This is a genomic window from Kribbella sp. DT2 (assembly GCF_049844575.1).
In the GTDB taxonomy this organism is placed as follows: Bacteria; Actinomycetota; Actinomycetes; order Propionibacteriales; family Kribbellaceae; genus Kribbella.
The window spans coordinates 275,925-292,294 of sequence record NZ_JBNCLH010000011.1; the positions used below are offsets into that span (position 1 = coordinate 275,925).

Annotated in this window: 18 protein-coding genes; 4 read left to right on the plus strand and 14 right to left on the minus strand. The window is 69.8% G+C overall.

The features are described 5' to 3' along the window. On the minus strand, positions 1–603 hold the full coding sequence (locus ACLQ2O_RS37005; RefSeq protein WP_425841710.1) for a TetR/AcrR family transcriptional regulator: 603 nt from the start codon (positions 601–603) through the stop codon (positions 1–3). A gap of 94 nt (positions 604–697) precedes the next feature. On the opposite strand from ACLQ2O_RS37005, the gene ACLQ2O_RS37010 reads away from it, so the two are divergent. Continuing rightward, complete coding sequence (locus ACLQ2O_RS37010; protein ID WP_425841713.1) at positions 698–1,444, plus strand: SDR family NAD(P)-dependent oxidoreductase; 747 nt, start codon at positions 698–700, stop codon at positions 1,442–1,444. Between the two features lie 217 nt (positions 1,445–1,661). Here the strand turns inward: ACLQ2O_RS37010 and ACLQ2O_RS37015 are convergent, their stop codons facing one another. The 8 genes from ACLQ2O_RS37015 to ACLQ2O_RS37050 form a co-directional block, all read right to left on the minus strand. Further along, complete coding sequence (locus ACLQ2O_RS37015) at positions 1,662–2,000, minus strand: hypothetical protein (RefSeq protein ID WP_425841715.1); 339 nt, start codon at positions 1,998–2,000, stop codon at positions 1,662–1,664. After that, complete coding sequence (locus ACLQ2O_RS37020) at positions 1,987–2,280, minus strand: hypothetical protein (protein ID WP_425841718.1); 294 nt, start codon at positions 2,278–2,280, stop codon at positions 1,987–1,989. Before ACLQ2O_RS37020 ends, ACLQ2O_RS37015 begins: the two co-directional genes overlap by 14 nt. Continuing rightward, entirely contained in the window at positions 2,280–3,509 is a 1,230-nt protein-coding gene (locus ACLQ2O_RS37025) for an NRAMP family divalent metal transporter (protein ID WP_425841721.1), read from the minus strand. The genes ACLQ2O_RS37020 and ACLQ2O_RS37025 overlap by 1 nt, the downstream gene beginning before the upstream one ends. After that, on the minus strand, positions 3,506–3,922 hold the full coding sequence (locus tag ACLQ2O_RS37030) for a hypothetical protein (protein WP_425841724.1): 417 nt from the start codon (positions 3,920–3,922) through the stop codon (positions 3,506–3,508). Before ACLQ2O_RS37030 ends, ACLQ2O_RS37025 begins: the two co-directional genes overlap by 4 nt. Before the next feature lie 73 nt (positions 3,923–3,995). Next, positions 3,996–4,475, minus strand: a complete 480-nt coding sequence (locus ACLQ2O_RS37035) for a hypothetical protein (RefSeq protein WP_425841727.1) — start codon at positions 4,473–4,475, stop codon at positions 3,996–3,998. Further along, complete coding sequence (locus ACLQ2O_RS37040; RefSeq protein ID WP_425841730.1) at positions 4,475–5,014, minus strand: isochorismatase family protein; 540 nt, start codon at positions 5,012–5,014, stop codon at positions 4,475–4,477. Before ACLQ2O_RS37040 ends, ACLQ2O_RS37035 begins: the two co-directional genes overlap by 1 nt. 553 nt (positions 5,015–5,567) lie before the next feature. After that, positions 5,568–7,232, minus strand: coding sequence for a family 43 glycosylhydrolase (locus ACLQ2O_RS37045; RefSeq protein ID WP_425841732.1), 1,665 nt, complete (start codon positions 7,230–7,232; stop codon positions 5,568–5,570). Further along, positions 7,232–10,441, minus strand: coding sequence for a DUF2961 domain-containing protein (locus tag ACLQ2O_RS37050; RefSeq protein WP_425841735.1), 3,210 nt, complete (start codon positions 10,439–10,441; stop codon positions 7,232–7,234). The genes ACLQ2O_RS37045 and ACLQ2O_RS37050 overlap by 1 nt, the downstream gene beginning before the upstream one ends. A gap of 204 nt (positions 10,442–10,645) precedes the next feature. Here ACLQ2O_RS37050 and gndA point away from each other — a divergent pair, with 204 nt between their 5' ends. Both gndA and ACLQ2O_RS37060 read left to right on the plus strand, forming a co-directional pair. Then, positions 10,646–12,082, plus strand: coding sequence for an NADP-dependent phosphogluconate dehydrogenase (gene gndA / locus ACLQ2O_RS37055; RefSeq protein ID WP_425841738.1), 1,437 nt, complete (start codon positions 10,646–10,648; stop codon positions 12,080–12,082). 126 nt (positions 12,083–12,208) lie between these two features. Beyond that, complete coding sequence (locus ACLQ2O_RS37060) at positions 12,209–12,709, plus strand: DUF6319 family protein (protein WP_425841741.1); 501 nt, start codon at positions 12,209–12,211, stop codon at positions 12,707–12,709. Between the two features lie 271 nt (positions 12,710–12,980). Here ACLQ2O_RS37060 and ACLQ2O_RS37065 read toward each other — a convergent pair whose 3' ends face one another. After that, positions 12,981–13,124, minus strand: coding sequence for a hypothetical protein (locus tag ACLQ2O_RS37065; protein ID WP_425841744.1), 144 nt, complete (start codon positions 13,122–13,124; stop codon positions 12,981–12,983). 16 nt (positions 13,125–13,140) lie between these two features. Here ACLQ2O_RS37065 and ACLQ2O_RS37070 point away from each other — a divergent pair, with 16 nt between their 5' ends. Then, complete coding sequence (locus tag ACLQ2O_RS37070; RefSeq protein ID WP_425841746.1) at positions 13,141–13,335, plus strand: hypothetical protein; 195 nt, start codon at positions 13,141–13,143, stop codon at positions 13,333–13,335. A gap of 284 nt (positions 13,336–13,619) precedes the next feature. Here the strand turns inward: ACLQ2O_RS37070 and ACLQ2O_RS37075 are convergent, their stop codons facing one another. The 4 genes from ACLQ2O_RS37075 to ACLQ2O_RS37090 are packed head-to-tail and all read right to left on the minus strand — an operon-like array spanning position 13,620 to position 16,320. Then, positions 13,620–14,105: a VOC family protein gene (locus tag ACLQ2O_RS37075; RefSeq protein ID WP_425841749.1), complete on the minus strand. Its 486-nt coding sequence runs from the start codon at positions 14,103–14,105 to the stop codon at positions 13,620–13,622. A gap of 23 nt (positions 14,106–14,128) precedes the next feature. After that, entirely contained in the window at positions 14,129–15,337 is a 1,209-nt protein-coding gene (locus ACLQ2O_RS37080; RefSeq protein WP_425841752.1) for an NAD(P)/FAD-dependent oxidoreductase, read from the minus strand. Between the two features lie 6 nt (positions 15,338–15,343). Continuing rightward, positions 15,344–15,538 (minus strand): ferredoxin, encoded by a 195-nt coding sequence (locus ACLQ2O_RS37085; RefSeq protein ID WP_425841755.1) that lies wholly within the window; start codon positions 15,536–15,538, stop codon positions 15,344–15,346. After that, positions 15,535–16,320, minus strand: a complete 786-nt coding sequence (locus ACLQ2O_RS37090; protein ID WP_425841758.1) for a DUF2306 domain-containing protein — start codon at positions 16,318–16,320, stop codon at positions 15,535–15,537. Before ACLQ2O_RS37090 ends, ACLQ2O_RS37085 begins: the two co-directional genes overlap by 4 nt. Positions 16,321–16,370: the final 50 nt, after the last annotated feature.

The following is a 16,370-nucleotide window of genomic DNA, read 5'->3' on the forward strand; positions in this document are numbered from 1 at the left end:
TCAGGTGACGCTCAGCATGCGGAGGTGGTCGATCATCGTGTCGACGGACTTGATCAGGGGGTCCGGGGAACGGCGCACCTGGCTGAGCAGGAGGCCGCCTTGGACCGCGGCGAGCATGGCGACGGCCAGCTGGGCGGTGTCGGCGGTCGCGCTGAGCTCGCCGCGGTCCTGCATGCGGGTGAGGCCGTCGCGGATGAGCTCCTCCCACATCTGGAAGGCGTTCGCGAGCTGGACGCGGGCGACCGGGTCGGTCTCGGACAGGTCGCTGGCCAGCGAGCCGAGCGGGCACCCGCCGACGCACTGACTCGCGGCGAGGATGTTCACCATCAGGTCGCGCCAGTTGCCCAGGGCATCGAAGTTGTCGAGCTTGTCGAGGCCGCCCTGGCACTGGGCGTCCAGGACCTGGCCGGTCTGGTGCTCGATCACGGCCAGGACCAGCGCGTTCTTGCCCGGGAAGTAGTGGTAGAGCTGCGACGGGCTGACGGCCGCCGCGCCCTGGATGTCCTCGACGGTCGTGCGCGCGACGCCCTGGTCGAGCATCAGCCGCGAGGCCGCCGCGACGATCCGCTCGCGGGTCGCCTGTCCCTTGCGTGTGAGTGCCACATCCTTGAGCCTACCGATTTTGGAGTTGATACTCCAATTTTGGATCCGCAAGATTGGAGCAACTACTCCAACTAGCGGAAAGCGACACCACCTGATGACTGCAGACTTCACCGGCCGGACCGCCCTCGTCACCGGCAGCACCAGCGGCATCGGGCGCGAGGTGGCCAACCAGCTCGCCGCCCGCGGCGCGCACGTCATCGTCAGCGGGCGGGACAGCGACCGCGGCGAGGCCACCGTCGCGACGATCCGCGCGAACGGCGGCAAGGCCGACTTCGTCCAGGCCGACCTGGCCGATCCCGCCGACGTGACCCACCTGGCCGCGCGGGCCGTCGAGCTCGGCGGGCAGGTCGACGTACTGGTCAACAACGCGGGGCTGTTCCCGATGGGGCCCACGTCGGAGGTACCGGCGAGCGATTTCGACACCGTGTACGCCGTGAACGTGCGCGCGCCGTTCTTCCTGGTCGCCACGCTGGCGCCCGCGATGGTCGAGCGCGAGTACGGCGCGATCGTGAACGTGACCACGATGGTCGCGACGTTCGGGATGGCCGGCATGGCGGTCTACGGCTCGAGCAAGGCGGCGCTGCAGTTGCTCACCAAGACGTGGGCAGCGGAGTTCGGCGGAGCCGGCGTCCGGGTGAACGCGGTAAGCCCCGGCCCGACGCGCACCGAAGGCACCGCCATCCTCGGCGAAAACCTCGACGGCTTCGCCGCCACCACACCCCTCAACCGCGTCGGCCGCCCCGAGGAGGTCGCGGCCGGCATCGTCTGGCTCGCCTCCGACAACGCCAGCCTCGTCCACGGCGTCACCCTCCCGGTCGACGGCGGCCGCCTGGCCGTCTGACCGCTCCCCCGACTTTGAGCACCGGCCAGCCGCCGCGGGCCCTCGAAAACGGCTGGGCGGTGCTCAAAGTGAGGGTCAGCGCGACGGGGAGCTCGCGGCGGAGTGCTCCCGGCGGGTGCTCGCGGCGGGTGCTCCCGGCGGGTGCTCCCGGCGGAGTGCTCGCAGCGGGGTACTCGCGGCGGAGTGCTCCCCGCGAAGTGATCGCGGCGAGCTCCTGTCAGTACCTGGCGACCTCGTCGAGCGGCCGCAGGTCGGCGTGCCCGCGGTGGATCGTCACGGTCTCGGCGACCTCGGCGACGTCCGCCCAGGGCAGGTACCAGACCTGACCGAGGCGCCGGTGGACCAGCCAGCGCAGCAGGGCCGGACCGACGTGCCGTTCGTACCCGAACAGCCGGGTGGCGTGCTTCTCGACCACGATCAGGCCGTCGATCCGCAGCGCGGCCTGCCGGGACGCGAGCAGCGGGCCGTCCTGCACCAGGCGAACGTCCGCGACGCCCCCGATGTCGTTGCCTTCGGCATCGACCACACGGCGGCCGAGCAGCTCATTCAGTCGCATCGCCGGCTCCTGGGATCCGGTCGATCACGTGCTGCTCGACCCAGTCGTCGTGGCGGCCCAGCTCCAGGCCCTGGTTGAGGATCTTCACCGCGGACCCGATCTCGGTGACCTGGTTCGCCGGGATCGTCTGGCGGCCGGAGATCAGCGCAGTGACCACCGGCACCTCGGCGTCCAGGTCGAGCTCGACGTCGTCGATCTTGCCGAGCATGTGCCCGGTGTGGAGATCGAGCAGCTGCCGGTCCAGCAGGTGCAGCTGCGCGTGCAGTACTCGTCCAGCCATCACTGCCCCGCTTTCGTCACGATCATCAACGGAATCGCCGCGATCGACGCCACCAGCAACAGTCCCAGGTAGATCAGCGCGAGAAAGTTGCGCACGGCCCCGTTCTTCGCCGTACCCATGTAGTCGGGGTCGTTGGCCACGATCAGGATCGGCAGGTAGGTCAGCGGCAGAGCCATCGCGGCGAAGACGACCGAGTACTCCGTCACCTTCACCGGGTCGACCGCGGTCAGCAGGGTGAGCACCGACAGCAGCAGGCAGATGATGATCACCAGGTGGAACCGCGACGCCTGCCGCGGCCGGACGAACTTGCCCCACTGCCAGCCGCGGTACTGCGCGATCGTGTAGCCGCAGGACAACGCGGTCTCCAAGGCCGCGCCGAAGGTCGCCGCGAACATCCCGATCAGCACGACCGCCAGGCCGACCTGCCCGAGCGCGACCGCGGTCGGCAGCGCGACCTGGCCGAGCGTGCTGACCTGGATCCCGGCCGGCAGGAACACCACCGCCGCGCAGCCGGCGATCGCCAGCGACAGCAGCCCGCCGAGCGGGAACCCGATGAACACGTTCGTCCGCTCGGTCGCCAGGTCCCGCCGTGTCCACTTCTCCTCGACGCCGCCGGAGGAGAAGAAGAACACCTCGTACGGCGTCATCGCCGCCCCGAACAGCGCGATCGCGTAGTACGCGTACGTCGCCCAGGACTCGTGCCCGATCGGGTGCGGGCGGGTCGCCTGGTGCAGGAGCTGACCCCAGTCCGGGCCGAGCTTCCACAGCGCGACGGCGAAGACGATCAGCAGCAGGCCGAGCAGGCCGAACGTGGTCTCGAGCTTGGAGAACTTGACCCGCCAGATCACCAGCCAGACGGCGATCGCGGCCAGCGGCATCCAGAGCAGGTAGTTGACGCCGCTGGCGAGCTCGAAGGCCAGCGCGACACCGCCGATCTCCGCGACCAGCGTCAGGACGGTCACCAGGAACGACGAGACCAGCGTGACGAATCCGGTCCGCGGGCCGAGCCGCTCGCGGATCAGGTCGAAGACCGGTCGGCCCGAGACGGCGACGACGCGGCCGGCCATGTCGGCGTACAGGCAGATGCCGATCACGCCGACCACGACCACCCAGGCCAGGTGCATGCCGAAGCGGGCGCCGACGAGCGCGTTGGTGACCAGGTCCCCGATGTCGACGAAGCCGCCGATCGCGGTCAGGATGCCGAGCGTGACGGCGAGGAGCTTCTTCACCGCGCCAGCTCCGTCAGCTTCTGCGCGGACTTCTCCAGTCCGCCGACCTGCTGCGCTGCCGCGGCCTTGTCGTTGTTCTTCAGCGCGATCCGGAGGGTCGTCACCGCCTTTGCGGCGTCGTCCAGGGCTTGGCTGTACTCGTCGTACAGCTTCTGCGCGTCTTGGCTGGAGGGCTGTTGACTGTCGAAGCCGGACACGATCCCGTCGAGCGCCTTCTCCGAGTCGGCAACCAACTGGTTGGCTGGTTGCGCCCAGACTTTGCCTTCGAGCAGTTGCTGTACGGCGACGCGGGCCGTGCCCACCTCGGCCGCCGCCTCTCGCGCCGCCTGAGTGCCGGCGTCCTGGAGCTTCTGGTCAGGGGCGGCGCAGGCGCTCAAACTGATGAGGAGCAGAACCCCAAGTACCCATCGCATCCGCCGCTCCCAGGTCCGATCCGTCGTGCGCTCGGACCGGTACCCATTGGTGGTGGATATAACCTGCGGGCAACTACTTCTGCAGGGCTCGCCCGACCGCCTGCTCGGAGGCTCGTTCGAGGAACTCGTCGAGGCGGGCACGCACCGAGTCGCCGAGTGCGTCGAGCGTCGCCCGGTCGTCGGCCTCCGACATCTCGTGGGTGGCCTCGATCGCGGCGAGCGCCAGCCGCTCGAGCGCGGGATCGCCGCTCAGGAGCTTCACCTTGTAGAAGGCGGCCCACGACCGCGCGCGCAGCACGTGGCTCTCGGTCCTGAGCGGCTCGTAGTCCTCGACGTCCGGGCCGGTGACCAACCGGTGGCGCAGGCGCGTCATGTGGGCACGGCGCCAGTCCATCACCCGCTCGGCGAACTCGCTGTACGCGTCGATCCGCCGGCCGCGCAGCTGCTCGTCGCGGGTGAACCGCTCGGTCCGGCGCTGGTTCAGCCGCTGGAACAGGAACGAGATGGTCGCCCCGACGACCGTCCCGACGATCGCGATCCAGGCTGTTCCCATCAGTCGGTGGTCGGGCTGAGGGCGGCGACGTACTCGGCGCCGGTGGTGGCGGTGCCGAAACGGGGGAAGACGTAGGAGACGGCAAAGTCGTGGGCCTTCGCGTCGAGGCCGGTCATCGCGTCGGTGAGGTAGACGGTGGTGTAGCCGAAGTCGTCGGCCACGCGACCGGTCGACTCGACACCGAAGTTGGTGGCGATGCCGGCGAGCACGATCGTGTCGATGTCCTTCGCGCGGAGTGCCTCGTCGAGCCCGGTGTTCGCGAAGGCACCCACGGTCCGCTTGACGATCTCCAGATCCCCCGGCTGCGGATCCAGCTCAGGCGCCAACTCACTGCCCTCCGGCTGTACGCCGACACCCGGCCGCTCGACGCGCACATGCACCACCAGCCCACCGACGGACCGAGTCGCCTTCGCCAGCGCGATGCACCGCTCGAGCACCTCACCCCCGGCCAACGGCCCGGTCTCCAACGCGATGATCCGAGGCATCAGGTCGATCAGAACAAGCGCGGTCCGCCGAGGCTCCAAGCTGAACGAGGTCATCCCCCGACCCTAGTCATCAACCCGTCCCACCGGCCAACCTCGGGCTCCAGCGTCCGAAGAATCCGTCTGCGTCCGAAGAATCGTGCCCAATAGCCTCGGGTTCTTCGGACGCATGGAGATTCTTCGGACGCATGGGGCCCGGGGGTTGGGGGCGTGTCGCGACGCGGGCGAGGCGCGGCGGGGCGGATGGCGCGCCAGGTGCGGCGAGGCGGGCGCGCGTGGCGCCGGCTGCGGCGAGGCGGGCGCGCGGCGCGGTGCGGCGGGGCGGATGGCGCGCCAGGTGCGGCGAGGCGGGCGCGGGTGGCGCCGGCTGCGGTGGGGCGGGCGCGCGGGGCGCGGGTGGCGCCGGCTGCGGTGGAGCGGGCGCGTGGCGCGGCGGATGGCGCGCCAGGTACGGCGAGGCGGGCGCGGGTGGCGCTGGCCGCGGTGGGGCGGGCGCGGCGCGCGGGCTCGCCTTTCTCCGGCGAGCGAAGCGACGCCGGGGCGGCTGCCCCTCCCCTCCCCACCAAACACACGGCCCCGCGCGCAGCGCGGGGCCGGGTGTTCTTCTGTACTACTTCAGACCAGCCGCCAGTTGATCGGCGTACTGAATGTCCTTCTCCTTGGCTGAGAAGCCGAAGCGGAAGGTGCCGCCCTCGTACGTGCCGGGTGGGAGCGCCCGCCCGCCGGGTTGCCACAGGGGCTGCCACGCGACGGCGCCGTTTGGCGGGTCGTACCAGTGGTTGTCGCTCGACCAGGCCGAGCCCGCCTTGTACGCCGTGACGACGCTCAGCCCCGGGCCGGTCGCCATCGACCACGCGGAGAGCCCGGCGACGTCGCCGTCGCGATCGAACCCGCCCGGATCACCTTGCACCGGCAGCGCCGAGTCGACGTTCAGCGCGACCTCCCACACCGGCGCCGTGGTCGCACCCCGGACGTTCCACCGCAGCTGTGTGTCGAACGTCCGAGCACCGAACGAGAACGACCAGTCCGCCGTCACCGGCTCGTCGTTGAAGGTGATGCCCTTCAACGTCAACCGATCCTGCCGAGCCTCCACCCGAGCAGCGGGCCCGGCCGTGTCCGTCGCCCCGAAGTTCCCCACCCCCAGGTACGGCGCGGTCGACCGCGACGACGAGTCCAGCGCCGCCTTGTACTTTCCCCGCCCCGACGGATCAACACCGAGCGACTTCAACGCGGATCGAGGAGCACTCTGGATGTCCGCCCGGTAGTACTTGGTCGACACCACCCTCCCCTTCGTCACCTGCAGCGCGTCGAAGTCCAGCGGAGCGACGTACAGACCGCCCTTGCCCCACCCGGCCCCCGTGACCCACCACTTGCGCCCGTCCTGCACGACCTCGGCCGCGTGCGCCGCGATCGTCCCGACCAGCTGGTCGACGGTGAACTTCAGCGGATCCTTGCTCTTGTAGACCTTTGTCGACTCGTACCCACCGTCGCAGCACACGAACAGGTACCAGTCCGACCCTCGCTGCACCACGAACGGCGACTCCGTCGGCCCACCGAACGTCCCGGTCGCAGGGTGCTGGAACGCCGTCTTCCGCTCGCTCCAGTGCCGCAGGTCCGGACTCGTGCGGTAGGCAACGATGTGGTTGCCGCCGGCAGGCGTCGAGTTGGCCGTGTAGTACATGACCCACTGGTTGCCCACCCGGTGCACCATCGGGTCCCGCCCGTCGAACCCGTCCGTGAACAACGGGTTCGCCGCCGAGTCCCGCGTCCAGTGCACGAGGTCCTTCGACGTCGCGAGCTGCATCTTGTACGCCGTGTGGTCCTCGGTCCCACCCGCGTAGAACATGTAGTACGTCCCCGCGTCGTACATCACGTACGGCGCCCAGATGTGACTCTCCCCCGCCGCCGGATCGGCGAACAACGCCGGCGCCTGCTTCGTCCACGGCCCGTTGGGCGTCGGCGCCGTCGCGTGCCCGAAGCTCTTCTCGTCGAGCGGGTTCGCCGGCTCGGCGTGCGTGATCGCGTAGACGTGCCAGGTCCCGGTCTTGCGATCCTGCACGAGCGTGTGGTCGTTGTAGTACCACTGCTCGTTCTCGCCCACGCTCGGGTCGTACACCTTCGTGAACTTGCCCGCCGCAACGACCCGGTCCACCTGCACGTACGGCGTACTGCGCACCCGCTCGTCACCTCCGCCTCGTCCGGCCGACGCCGGCAGGGCTGCCGCGCTCAGAACGGCAGCTCCCGCCAGCGCCACCAGGATCCTTCGCCCGCGCATCAGCCGAGCTCCAGATCCAGCAGGTCCACGCCGGCCAGGAAATTGGTCGCCGCGGCGTTCTTCCCGGTCAGCGTGACGCTCAACTGATGCTTGCCCGCGGCAAGCGTCGTGGTGCCCAGCTCGACCTTCTGCGTGCCGACCCCGGTCGCCTGGTACCCGTCGAACGACACCGGCGTACCACCGTCGACTGCCAGGTCCACGATCCCGTAGTCGGCGGCCTTGGTCAGCGCCGAGGACAGCTTGTACGTCCCGGCGGACGGCACCGAGAACTCCAGCACCACCTTGTCACCGGCCTTCGTGCCGTGGATCCACAGCTGGCTCCCGCCGGACCAGTTGGCCCCGCAGCAGTTGCCCTGCGCATCCACCGGCACCGTCGCCGACACCGCCGGCAGCAGCGACTCGGCCTCGACCCGGATCGTGCTGCCCGACGTCGCCTGCGCGACCGCGGACTTCGCGCTCTCGTGCCCGGCCAGGTCGACCGCCGAGACCCGGTACTTCCAGGTCTCCTTCAACCCGAGCGCCTTGTGCACGAACCCCGGCACGGTGCTCGTCCCGAGCAGCTTCTCGGCCGCACCGGCCTTCGCGCCGTACACCTTGTACGCCGCGATGCCGCTGTCGTCCGACGCCTCGGTCCACCGCAAGCCGATCGAGTTGTCGGTCCCGCCGGTCGCGACGAGGTTCGTCACGGCGGAGGGTGCGCGGCGGTCGGCGTACGGGAGGACGAGCGACTGTACGGCGTACGCCGCGGCCGTCCAGGCCGGTGCGCCGGCAGTCGGCCGGAGCTCGATGCTGAGCTTGGTCCGCCCGAACGTGAGCGACGCCGGGAGCTGGTAGTTGTCGTCCAGCCAGCGCTGCCGGTCGTTGCCGAGCGGCTGCAACCAGGTCCCCGCATCCTTGCCGTTGACAATCACCTTCGCGGACTGCCAAGCAACCTTCTGGTCGCCAGTACGACGCAACGTCACACCCCGGTTGATCGGGTCGACCTTCACGTCGAACTTGACCGGACTCGTTGCCGACCGCACCTGGTCGGTGAGCACGGTGTCGTCGTGGTCGCCCTCGTAGACCGACGTGAGGTCCGCGGTCTGCGTACCGGAGTCGGCGTACTTGTGCTCGGTCCGGCTGCTCGCCGAACCGGTGTCGATCCGGTCCGTCTCCCGGGCCCCGAACGCGGCGCTGGTGTAGAGGAACGCCGTCGAGCCGTAGAGCGACGCGTGGTCGTTCTGCTGCCCGTGCTCGATGCCGAAGGCCAGCTGGTTCTGGAAGCCGATCGAGTCGGTGATGTGCAGCCGGAACGCGCTGTCGCACTCGACCTCGCACTCGCCGGCCTTGACCTCGTGCCCGGAGTTGCCGTGGAACGGTGTCGAGTACGTGCCCTGGTTGAAGTACCAGCCCGACTCGTAGTAGTCCTCGGTCCCGGTGCCGTGGATCGCCGGGGTGCGCTCGCCGTCGACGTACACGCGCTCGTCGCCCTCGAGGTAGCCGCGGGTGTTGCCGTCCGGCTGCAGCCCCTCCATGGTGTGCGAGACGCCGACGAACTTGCCGCGGCCGGTGGCCTCGGCGATCATCCAGTCCTTGCCGTACGTCGGTTCGGCGCGGTGCGAGATCGCGGTGAAGTACCCGCTCTTGCCGGTCAGCAGATCGACGGCCGCACCGGCGTCCCGCGCACCGGTCACCTCGGCCGTGCCCTGCAGCGGGTACGGCGTGGTGTTGACCAGCGAGACGGTCGCGCGAGCCAGGTACGGCATCGGCCACCAGGACGAGTACCAACCGTCCGGGTCCATCGCGAAGAACAAGCTCTTGACCGGGTTCTCGCCGAGGCCGGAGCCGAAGAACTCGCCGATCGGCGCGTCCACCTGCTTCTTGCCGTCGACAACGACCTGGACCCGGACGCCGGCCAGCAGCGCGTCGGAGGACTTCACCCGGGCCGCGTCCCCGGGCGTCACGGCGTACGGCATCGAGTGCGTGCCCGACCAGGCCTGCTTGTCGATCACGTAACCGTGCGCCTGCTCGTCGGCGGCGTGGTTCGGGCCGACGTCGACGGTGTCGGTGCGCTTCGCCGTACCGCCGACGATCGAGTCGGCCCAGTAGGTGAACTCGTTGAAGTCGAGGTCGGAGGAGACGAACTCGTTCTTCACGGTGATCTGCGACTTGCCGGCCGTCGCGCTCGCGGGCAGGTCGACGGTCTGGTCGTGCCACTGCGCGCCCTGCGCGGGCAGCGGCGCCCACTCGCCGACCTTGACACCGTCGACGAGCACGTTGGCGCGCTGGTTTCCGATCCGCAGATCCATCCGGCGGGTCAGCTTCACGCCGGTGTTGGCCGGGTCGAGCTTGACCGTGAACTGGCTGGACCCGGTGAAGGCGCGACCGTCGTCGGCGAACGCTTCGAGGTCGAGCCCGACGATCTTCGGGAGCTTGAGCCGCAGCGCGCTCAGCTCACCAGGACCGTAGCTGTCGGCAAGCGTCACCTGCTTGCCCGCGGCAAGGTTCACGGACTTGCTCGTCGTCCTCGCGGCCGGGTTCTTCGGCTTGGGGTCCTTGGTCCCCGATGCCTGCAGCAACTTGACGACGTCCTCGGCCTTGTCGGCCGGGTCGAACGTGCTCACGCCACCGGCGTCGGGGAACTCGCGGTAGTCGACGTGGTAGAAGAACGGGTTGCTCTGGGTGGTGACCTTCATCGACTGCTTGTACGGCATCGGGACGCGGATGTAGACGCCACCGCTGGTCTCCAGCGCGTTCGCGACCAGCGGGAAGACGAACGGCGCGCCGAGCTTGCCGTCCACCAGGTCCTGCAGGCTCGCGTCCACCACCTTCTTCCCGTCGAGCTCGACGGTGATCCGGCCGGTCTTGGTGACGTCGCCCTCGTCGCGGGTGAACCAGATCGAGGCGACCTCGCCCGGACCGGAGTCCTCGGCGATCACGCAGCCGGAGGCGTCGGTGCGCAGGCAGGAGTACGTGCCGTCGAAACCGTCGTTGTTGGTGCCGTCGCGGCCGAAGCTGGAGAACTGCTTGGTCCGGACGCCGTTCTGCAGCTCGGGCAGGCGGTCGAGCCGCCGGTAGACGTCCCAACCGACCGGGCCGTTGCCGCCCGAGATCGTGGCCGGCGCTGCGTACGTCGTACTGGAGGCTGTGGCGGTGAGTGCTGTCGTGACGGGGAGAACGAGGACTGCTCCGAGGAGAGCCGCGGCGGTTCTTCGCAGCAACCTGGTCATAGGCGGGACCTTCCGGGGAGACCTGGGAAATCGATTTCTCAGTGTCTACCACCCTGGCCGTGGAATTGAGAAGGGTTCGGTGCGCAGATTTCTGGAATGAACGTGGTGATCCACCAGTTGGTCACCCGATGGGCCCCGGTGTTGCCACGCGCGACAGACTGGACCCGCACGCCGACTTCCAGTCCTCACCCGCAGGAGACACCGATGAGTTCTGCTCCAGCCCAGATCGCCGTCACCGGCCTCGCCGTGATGGGCCGCAACCTGGCCCGGAACCTCGCCCGCAACGGTTTCCGCGTCGCCGTCCACAACCGCTCCCAGGGCCGCACCGACGCGCTGATCGAGGAGTTCGGCCACGAGGGCGAGTTCACCGCGGCCGCCGACCTCTCGGCGCTGGTGGAGGCGCTGGAGACGCCGCGCAAGATCATCATCATGGTCAAGGCCGGCGAGCCGACCGACGCGGTGATCGACGAGCTGGTCCCGCTGCTGGACGAGGGCGACATCGTCGTCGACGCCGGGAACGCGCACTTCGCCGACACCCGCCGCCGCGAGGACGCACTGAAGGCCAAGGGCCTGCACTTCGTCGGCGCCGGCGTCTCCGGCGGCGAGGAGGGCGCGCTGAACGGGCCGAGCATCATGCCCGGCGGTTCCGAGTTCGCCTACGCGGCGCTGGAGCCGATGCTGACCAAGATCGCGGCGCACGTGAACGGCGAGTCCTGCTGCGTGCACGTCGGCCCCGATGGCGCCGGCCACTTCGTCAAGATGCTGCACAACGGCATCGAGTACGCCGACATGCAGCTGATCGCCGAGGCCTACGACCTGCTCCGGCACGTGCTCGGGCTGTCCGCCCCGGAGATCGCCGACGTGTTCCGTGAGTGGAACAGCGGCGACCTGGAGTCGTTCCTGATCGAGATCACCGCGGAGGTGCTGTCCCAGGTCGACGAGTCGACCGGCGGACCGTTCGTGGACGTCGTGCTGGACCAGGCCGAGCAGAAGGGCACCGGACGCTGGACCGTGCAGGTCGCGCTCGACCTCGGCATCCCGGTGAGCGGAATGGCGGAGGCCGTGTTCGCGCGCTCGCTGTCCGGCGACGACGTACGGCGCAAGGCCGCGGCCGGCGCGCTGCCCGGACCGTCGGGCAAGGTCGAGGTCGATCGCGACGCGTTCATCGAGGACGTGCGGCACGCGCTTTACTCGTCGAAGCTCGTGGCCTACGCGCAGGGCTTCGACGCGATCCGGGCCGCTTCGGAGCAGTACGACTGGGACATCGACCTGGGCGCGATGGCGACGATCTGGCGTGGCGGCTGCATCATCCGGGCGCGCTTCCTGGACCGGATCAAGGAGGCGTACGACCGCGACGCCGACCTGCCGTCGCTGCTGGTCGACGACTACTTCAAGGAGGCCGTCGCGAACGGGCAGGAGGCGTGGCGTCGGGTGGTCGGCGTGGCCGCCGCTGCCGGCGTACCGGCTCCTGGGTTCTCGGCTTCGCTGTCATACTACGACGGACTGCGGGCGGAGCGGCTGCCGGCCGCGCTGATCCAGGGTCTGCGGGACCTCTTCGGCGCGCACACCTACCGCCGGGTGGACCGCGAGGGCGCGTTCCACCTCGACTGGTCGGGTGACCGCAAGGAGCACGACGCCTGAGGTCGTTGATCTGAGGTAGTTGATGCGGCAGTGGGATTGGCGCTGGGATCGAACGTATGTTCTAATGTTTTCTCAGCGCCAGCCCGCTTCGGCGGGGACATGTCACCCAGGGAGATCGCCGCAACGATGACCGTAGACACTTTTGCAGCAGAAGCCCAGACCGACGCCGTCGACACTCCCGCCGAGGCGATCGACACGCCGACCGACGCGACTGCTCCCGCCGTGACCGCTCCCGACGCGGCCGCCGAGGACACTTCCTCGACCGACGACCCGGCGAGCACGCCGGCCGAGGCCACCTCGGCCCCGGTCGCCGAGAAGCCGAAGAAGGCGCCGGCGAAGAAGGCCGCGGCCAAGAAGACCAAGACCCTCGAGCTCACGCTCACCGTCACCGGCACGGCCGACGGCGAGTGGAAGGCCGAGCTCAAGCAGGGCAACAGCTACATCGCCAAGAACCTGCTCGTCGCCGCCGCGGCCGTCTCCCGCGCCGCCAAGGAGCTGCACGAGGACCTGTCCGGCCCGATCGACGAGGTCATCGACGCCGCCCGCGAGCAGCAGGCCGCCAAGGTCGCCGCCCTCGAGGCCGAGCTCGAAGCCGCCAAGCGCGCCCTCGCCGAGCTGGACGACTAACAACCCCATGATCCCGCAGCCGGACGCGGTCTTCCCCCAACTCCGGCCGTGGAACCCCTGGGTGGGGTCAGAGGCGTCCGCCCCCATCCAGACGCACTGAGGAGCATGCCGGGCCGTTCTTCCCAACGGCCCGGCATGACGCGTTCCCGACCCGGCGAACGGCCGGGCATGACGCGTTCCCGACCCGGCCAACGGCCGGGCATGACGCGTTCCGATCCCGCCACCCGGCCCGGCAAGACGCGTGCTGCGGTCGAGCCGGACCACCGGCGGTTCAGGCGATCGAGCGGCCGGTGCCGCCGACACCGGCCCGCCGTACGCGGCGGGCGAGCAGGATCAGCTCGACCACGAGGGTTGCGGCGCCGATGGTGACGGTGGTCGCTGAGGCGGGCATCATGAACGCGGTGTGGGCGATCACATTGTCAGCAGCACCAATGTCCCCGCGGCCCGGCCCCGGCCCCGGCCCCGGCCTCGATCTGGTACGGCGCTCCGGAGTCAACGCCGCCGGTATGTCCCTCGGCGTCTCCCTCGGCGTCTCCCTCGACGGCCTCGGCCTGGCCGGCGACCCCGGCACCGCCGCCGCGCCCGCCGTGCTCTTCGCCCGCCGAGTCCGCGCCACCGACGGCTGAGCTGTACGCACAAACACCACTCCCACGGCGCCCACCACCTCCACCCCACCGCGCCCAGCACCCCTACGGCCCAACCACCTCCACGGAGCCCACGACCCCCACTGAGGTTCCGCGTGCCTCGTCCGCTGCTCCCGGATGAGTCGACGCCCCGCCTCTCCTCCCACACCGCGTCACTTCCGACCTTGAGCACCGGCCAGCCATGAATCCCGCGCTGAAATGGCTGGCCGGTGCTCAAAGTGGAGGACGGGGCCTGCGGCAGGGACGCGACTTTGTGAGTCCCATGATCACCGTCCTCCCGCGGCCAGCGTGCGGACCACCGAAGCGCGGGCGCAGGTGTCGATCAGCGCCTGGATGTTGATCTTGGTCATGGTGTGCAGGGCCGTGAGGATGCGCTCGGCGGCGTCGGGTTCGGCGTCGGTCAGGAGACCGTTCAGGGTTCTGGGAAGGATCTGCCAGCTCACGCCGAAGCGATCGGTCAGCGAACCGCCGGGGCCTTCCTGGCCTCCGTCGGTGAGCCCTGCCCACGCGGTGTCGATGTCTTCCTGGGTGTCGCAGACGGCGTACAGCGACAGAGCGGGTGTGAACGGCAGGCGGCTTCCTCCGTTGTAGGCGACCACACGCTGGCCGGCGAGCTCGAAGGTGATCGTGGTGACCCGGCCGTCCGCCGCGCGCTGCCGATCCAGGATCTTCGACGCGGGGACCACCGACGTGTACAGCTCGGCGGCGGCCTCCGCCTGGTCCTCGAACCACAAGAACGTGCTGACCTGCATGAATCTGTTCCTCCGAAGGGTTTTCACGGACGGACGAGAGCGGGTTGCGCCGGCGCGCGGTCGGCGACGAGTTGACGGAGTGCGCGCAGCTCGCGCGGCGGGCAGTTCCAGCCGAGGACGCCGACGACGGTGTCCTGCTCGACGTACGCCGTGGCGAAGCGGCGCTCGGCGGGATCTCCGTGCACCACGGTCGTCGTCGCGTCCGGCGGGAAGATGCCGTACGCCTGCAGGCGTACGTCGTACTGGTCGCTCCAGAAGTACGGGACCGGGGCGAACGGCTGGTCCGCGCCGAGCAGGTTGGCGGCGACCGCGGCGCCTTGCTCGGCGGCGTTGAGGCGGTGCTCGATCCGCATCCGCCGGTCGAAGCGCGGGTTGTGCCAGGACGCGACATCGCCGGCGGCGTAGATCCCGGGCGCCGCGCGGCACGTCGTGTCGCACTCGACGCCGTTCTGGAGCGAAAGACCCGAGTCCGCGAGCCACTCGGTCGCTGGGTTCGAGCCGACCGCGACGACGACCACGTCGGCGTCGAGCACGGTCCGGTCGTTGAGCTCGACGCCCGTCACCCTGCCGTCGGCGGACACGAAGCGCGAAACACCGGTGTTCATCCGCAGCCGTACGCCGTGGTCGCGATGCGTCCGGCCGACCAACTCTCCGACGTCCGCGCCGAACTGGCGCTGCAACGGCGCGGGATGGGGATCGACCAGCGTCACGTCGAGCCACCTCCCGCGCGCGGCCGCCGCGATCTCGGAGCCGAGGAAGCCTGCGCCGACGACAACCACCTTCGGGCCGCGTTGCAACGCCGCACGCAGTGCCACGGCGTCGTCCAGCGTCCGCACGGTGTGGACGCCGGCCAAGTCGCTCCCGGGCAAACGCCGAGGACGAACACCGGTCGCAATCACCAATCCGTCGAATTCAAGCTGATCACCTTCCTTGGTCGTTGCCTCGGACGAGGCGAGCCGCACCGTGCGCCGAGCAGTGTCCAGTCCGACGGCGGTCTGCCCCAGCCGGAGATCGGCATCGAGTCTGCTGATCGCCGCCTCGTCCCGGAGCACCACGCGCTCGGGCTCCCAGGCGCCGGACAGGACCTGCTTCGACAGCGGCGGCCGGTCGTACGGCGGCCGCCGCTCCTCCCCGATCAGCGTCAGCCGGCCGTCGTACCCCTTGCTGCGCAGGCCTTCCGCGGCGGCGAGTCCCGCGGCCGACGCGCCGACCACCACGACGTGGCGAAGCATCGGCCGTCAGCCCTCGACCGTGATCGCGAGCGCCGGGCAGCCCGCCGCCGCGTCCTGGACGTCGTACAGCCGGTCGTCGGGCGGGCTGTCGTCGACGACCATCACGATGCCGTCCTCGTCGCGCTGATCGAACACGCCCTCCGCGGCGAACACGCACTGCCCGGACGCGACGCACCGGTCCTGATCCGCGAACACCTTCATCGGCCGGCTCCTCGGTTCGTCAGATCGGCGGCACCGGCGGCGGCTGGGTTCGTCGTACCGGAGGTCGCGCGGCGGGCGGCCGCGGGCTTGCGCCGTTCGAGCAGCCAGTCCGTGAGCAGCAGCGTGAGCAGCGGACTGAGCCAGACCCCGATGCTCGTCGCGGTGTTCTCCATCAGTTGCTGGTTGCCGCCGAAGGTGCTGTCCACCTTCGGCGTCAGGATGATCATCGCCGGGATGTTGATCACCCGGCTCAGCGGAATCATCATCACGAGCGCGAAGCTGCGCGACATCCACCGTCGGTGCTCGTCGTACCGGCGCTGCCGGGCCAGCCGGAACGCGGCGACCGTGATGACGAGCCAGAGCGTCGATCCGACCAGGTTCGCGACCCGGACGGACGGGCCGGCCGAGGTGTGCCAGCCGATGTACAGGCCGATGAGCGCGGCGGGGATCACGGTGAAGACGTAGACCCGGCCGGCGATGCGGTGCCCGCGCCGGTGCTTGGTGCGGAACGCGGGCCAGACCTGGAAGCACGCGATCGTCATGCAGACGGTGCCGAGCAGGACGTGCGTGACGAGCAGCGGGTAGTAGATGTCGTTGCCCGGCGGCGGCTCCAGGCGCGAGTTGGCCGGGTCGAAGGTCAGGTACGGCGGCACGGAGAACGCCAGGAACGCCGCCACCGCGAACATCAGCGGCGCGATCCAGGTACGGCGCCACCAGACCGTCTTACGGCGAGGCGGTGGCGGCGGCGGTGTCGTGGAGGGTGCGTTGAGGGTCGAGGTCATGTCGGTCCGTTCGGTGGTGGAGGCTTGCTGAAACTATGTATAGCATACAT

Excerpts from the sequence above, each read along its gene's own strand:
- ACLQ2O_RS37040 (WP_425841730.1), bottom strand. The coding sequence starts at position 5,014 with ATGACCTCGTTCAGCTTGGAGCCTCGGCGGACCGCGCTTGTTCTGATC.
- ACLQ2O_RS37020 (WP_425841718.1), bottom strand. The coding sequence starts at position 2,280 with ATGGCTGGACGAGTACTGCACGCGCAGCTGCACCTGCTGGACCGGCAG.
- ACLQ2O_RS37080 (WP_425841752.1), bottom strand. The coding sequence starts at position 15,337 with ATGCTTCGCCACGTCGTGGTGGTCGGCGCGTCGGCCGCGGGACTCGCC.
- ACLQ2O_RS37010 (WP_425841713.1), top strand. The coding sequence starts at position 698 with ATGACTGCAGACTTCACCGGCCGGACCGCCCTCGTCACCGGCAGCACC.
- ACLQ2O_RS37045 (WP_425841732.1), bottom strand. The coding sequence starts at position 7,232 with ATGCGCGGGCGAAGGATCCTGGTGGCGCTGGCGGGAGCTGCCGTTCTG.
- ACLQ2O_RS37090 (WP_425841758.1), bottom strand. The coding sequence starts at position 16,320 with ATGACCTCGACCCTCAACGCACCCTCCACGACACCGCCGCCGCCACCG.
- ACLQ2O_RS37035 (WP_425841727.1), bottom strand. The coding sequence starts at position 4,475 with ATGGGAACAGCCTGGATCGCGATCGTCGGGACGGTCGTCGGGGCGACC.
- ACLQ2O_RS37075 (WP_425841749.1), bottom strand. The coding sequence starts at position 14,105 with ATGCAGGTCAGCACGTTCTTGTGGTTCGAGGACCAGGCGGAGGCCGCC.
- ACLQ2O_RS37085 (WP_425841755.1), bottom strand. The coding sequence starts at position 15,538 with ATGAAGGTGTTCGCGGATCAGGACCGGTGCGTCGCGTCCGGGCAGTGC.
- gndA (WP_425841738.1), top strand. The coding sequence starts at position 10,646 with ATGAGTTCTGCTCCAGCCCAGATCGCCGTCACCGGCCTCGCCGTGATG.
- ACLQ2O_RS37060 (WP_425841741.1), top strand. The coding sequence starts at position 12,209 with ATGACCGTAGACACTTTTGCAGCAGAAGCCCAGACCGACGCCGTCGAC.
- ACLQ2O_RS37070 (WP_425841746.1), top strand. The coding sequence starts at position 13,141 with ATGTCCCCGCGGCCCGGCCCCGGCCCCGGCCCCGGCCTCGATCTGGTA.
- ACLQ2O_RS37030 (WP_425841724.1), bottom strand. The coding sequence starts at position 3,922 with ATGCGATGGGTACTTGGGGTTCTGCTCCTCATCAGTTTGAGCGCCTGC.
- ACLQ2O_RS37015 (WP_425841715.1), bottom strand. The coding sequence starts at position 2,000 with ATGCGACTGAATGAGCTGCTCGGCCGCCGTGTGGTCGATGCCGAAGGC.
- ACLQ2O_RS37050 (WP_425841735.1), bottom strand. The coding sequence starts at position 10,441 with ATGACCAGGTTGCTGCGAAGAACCGCCGCGGCTCTCCTCGGAGCAGTC.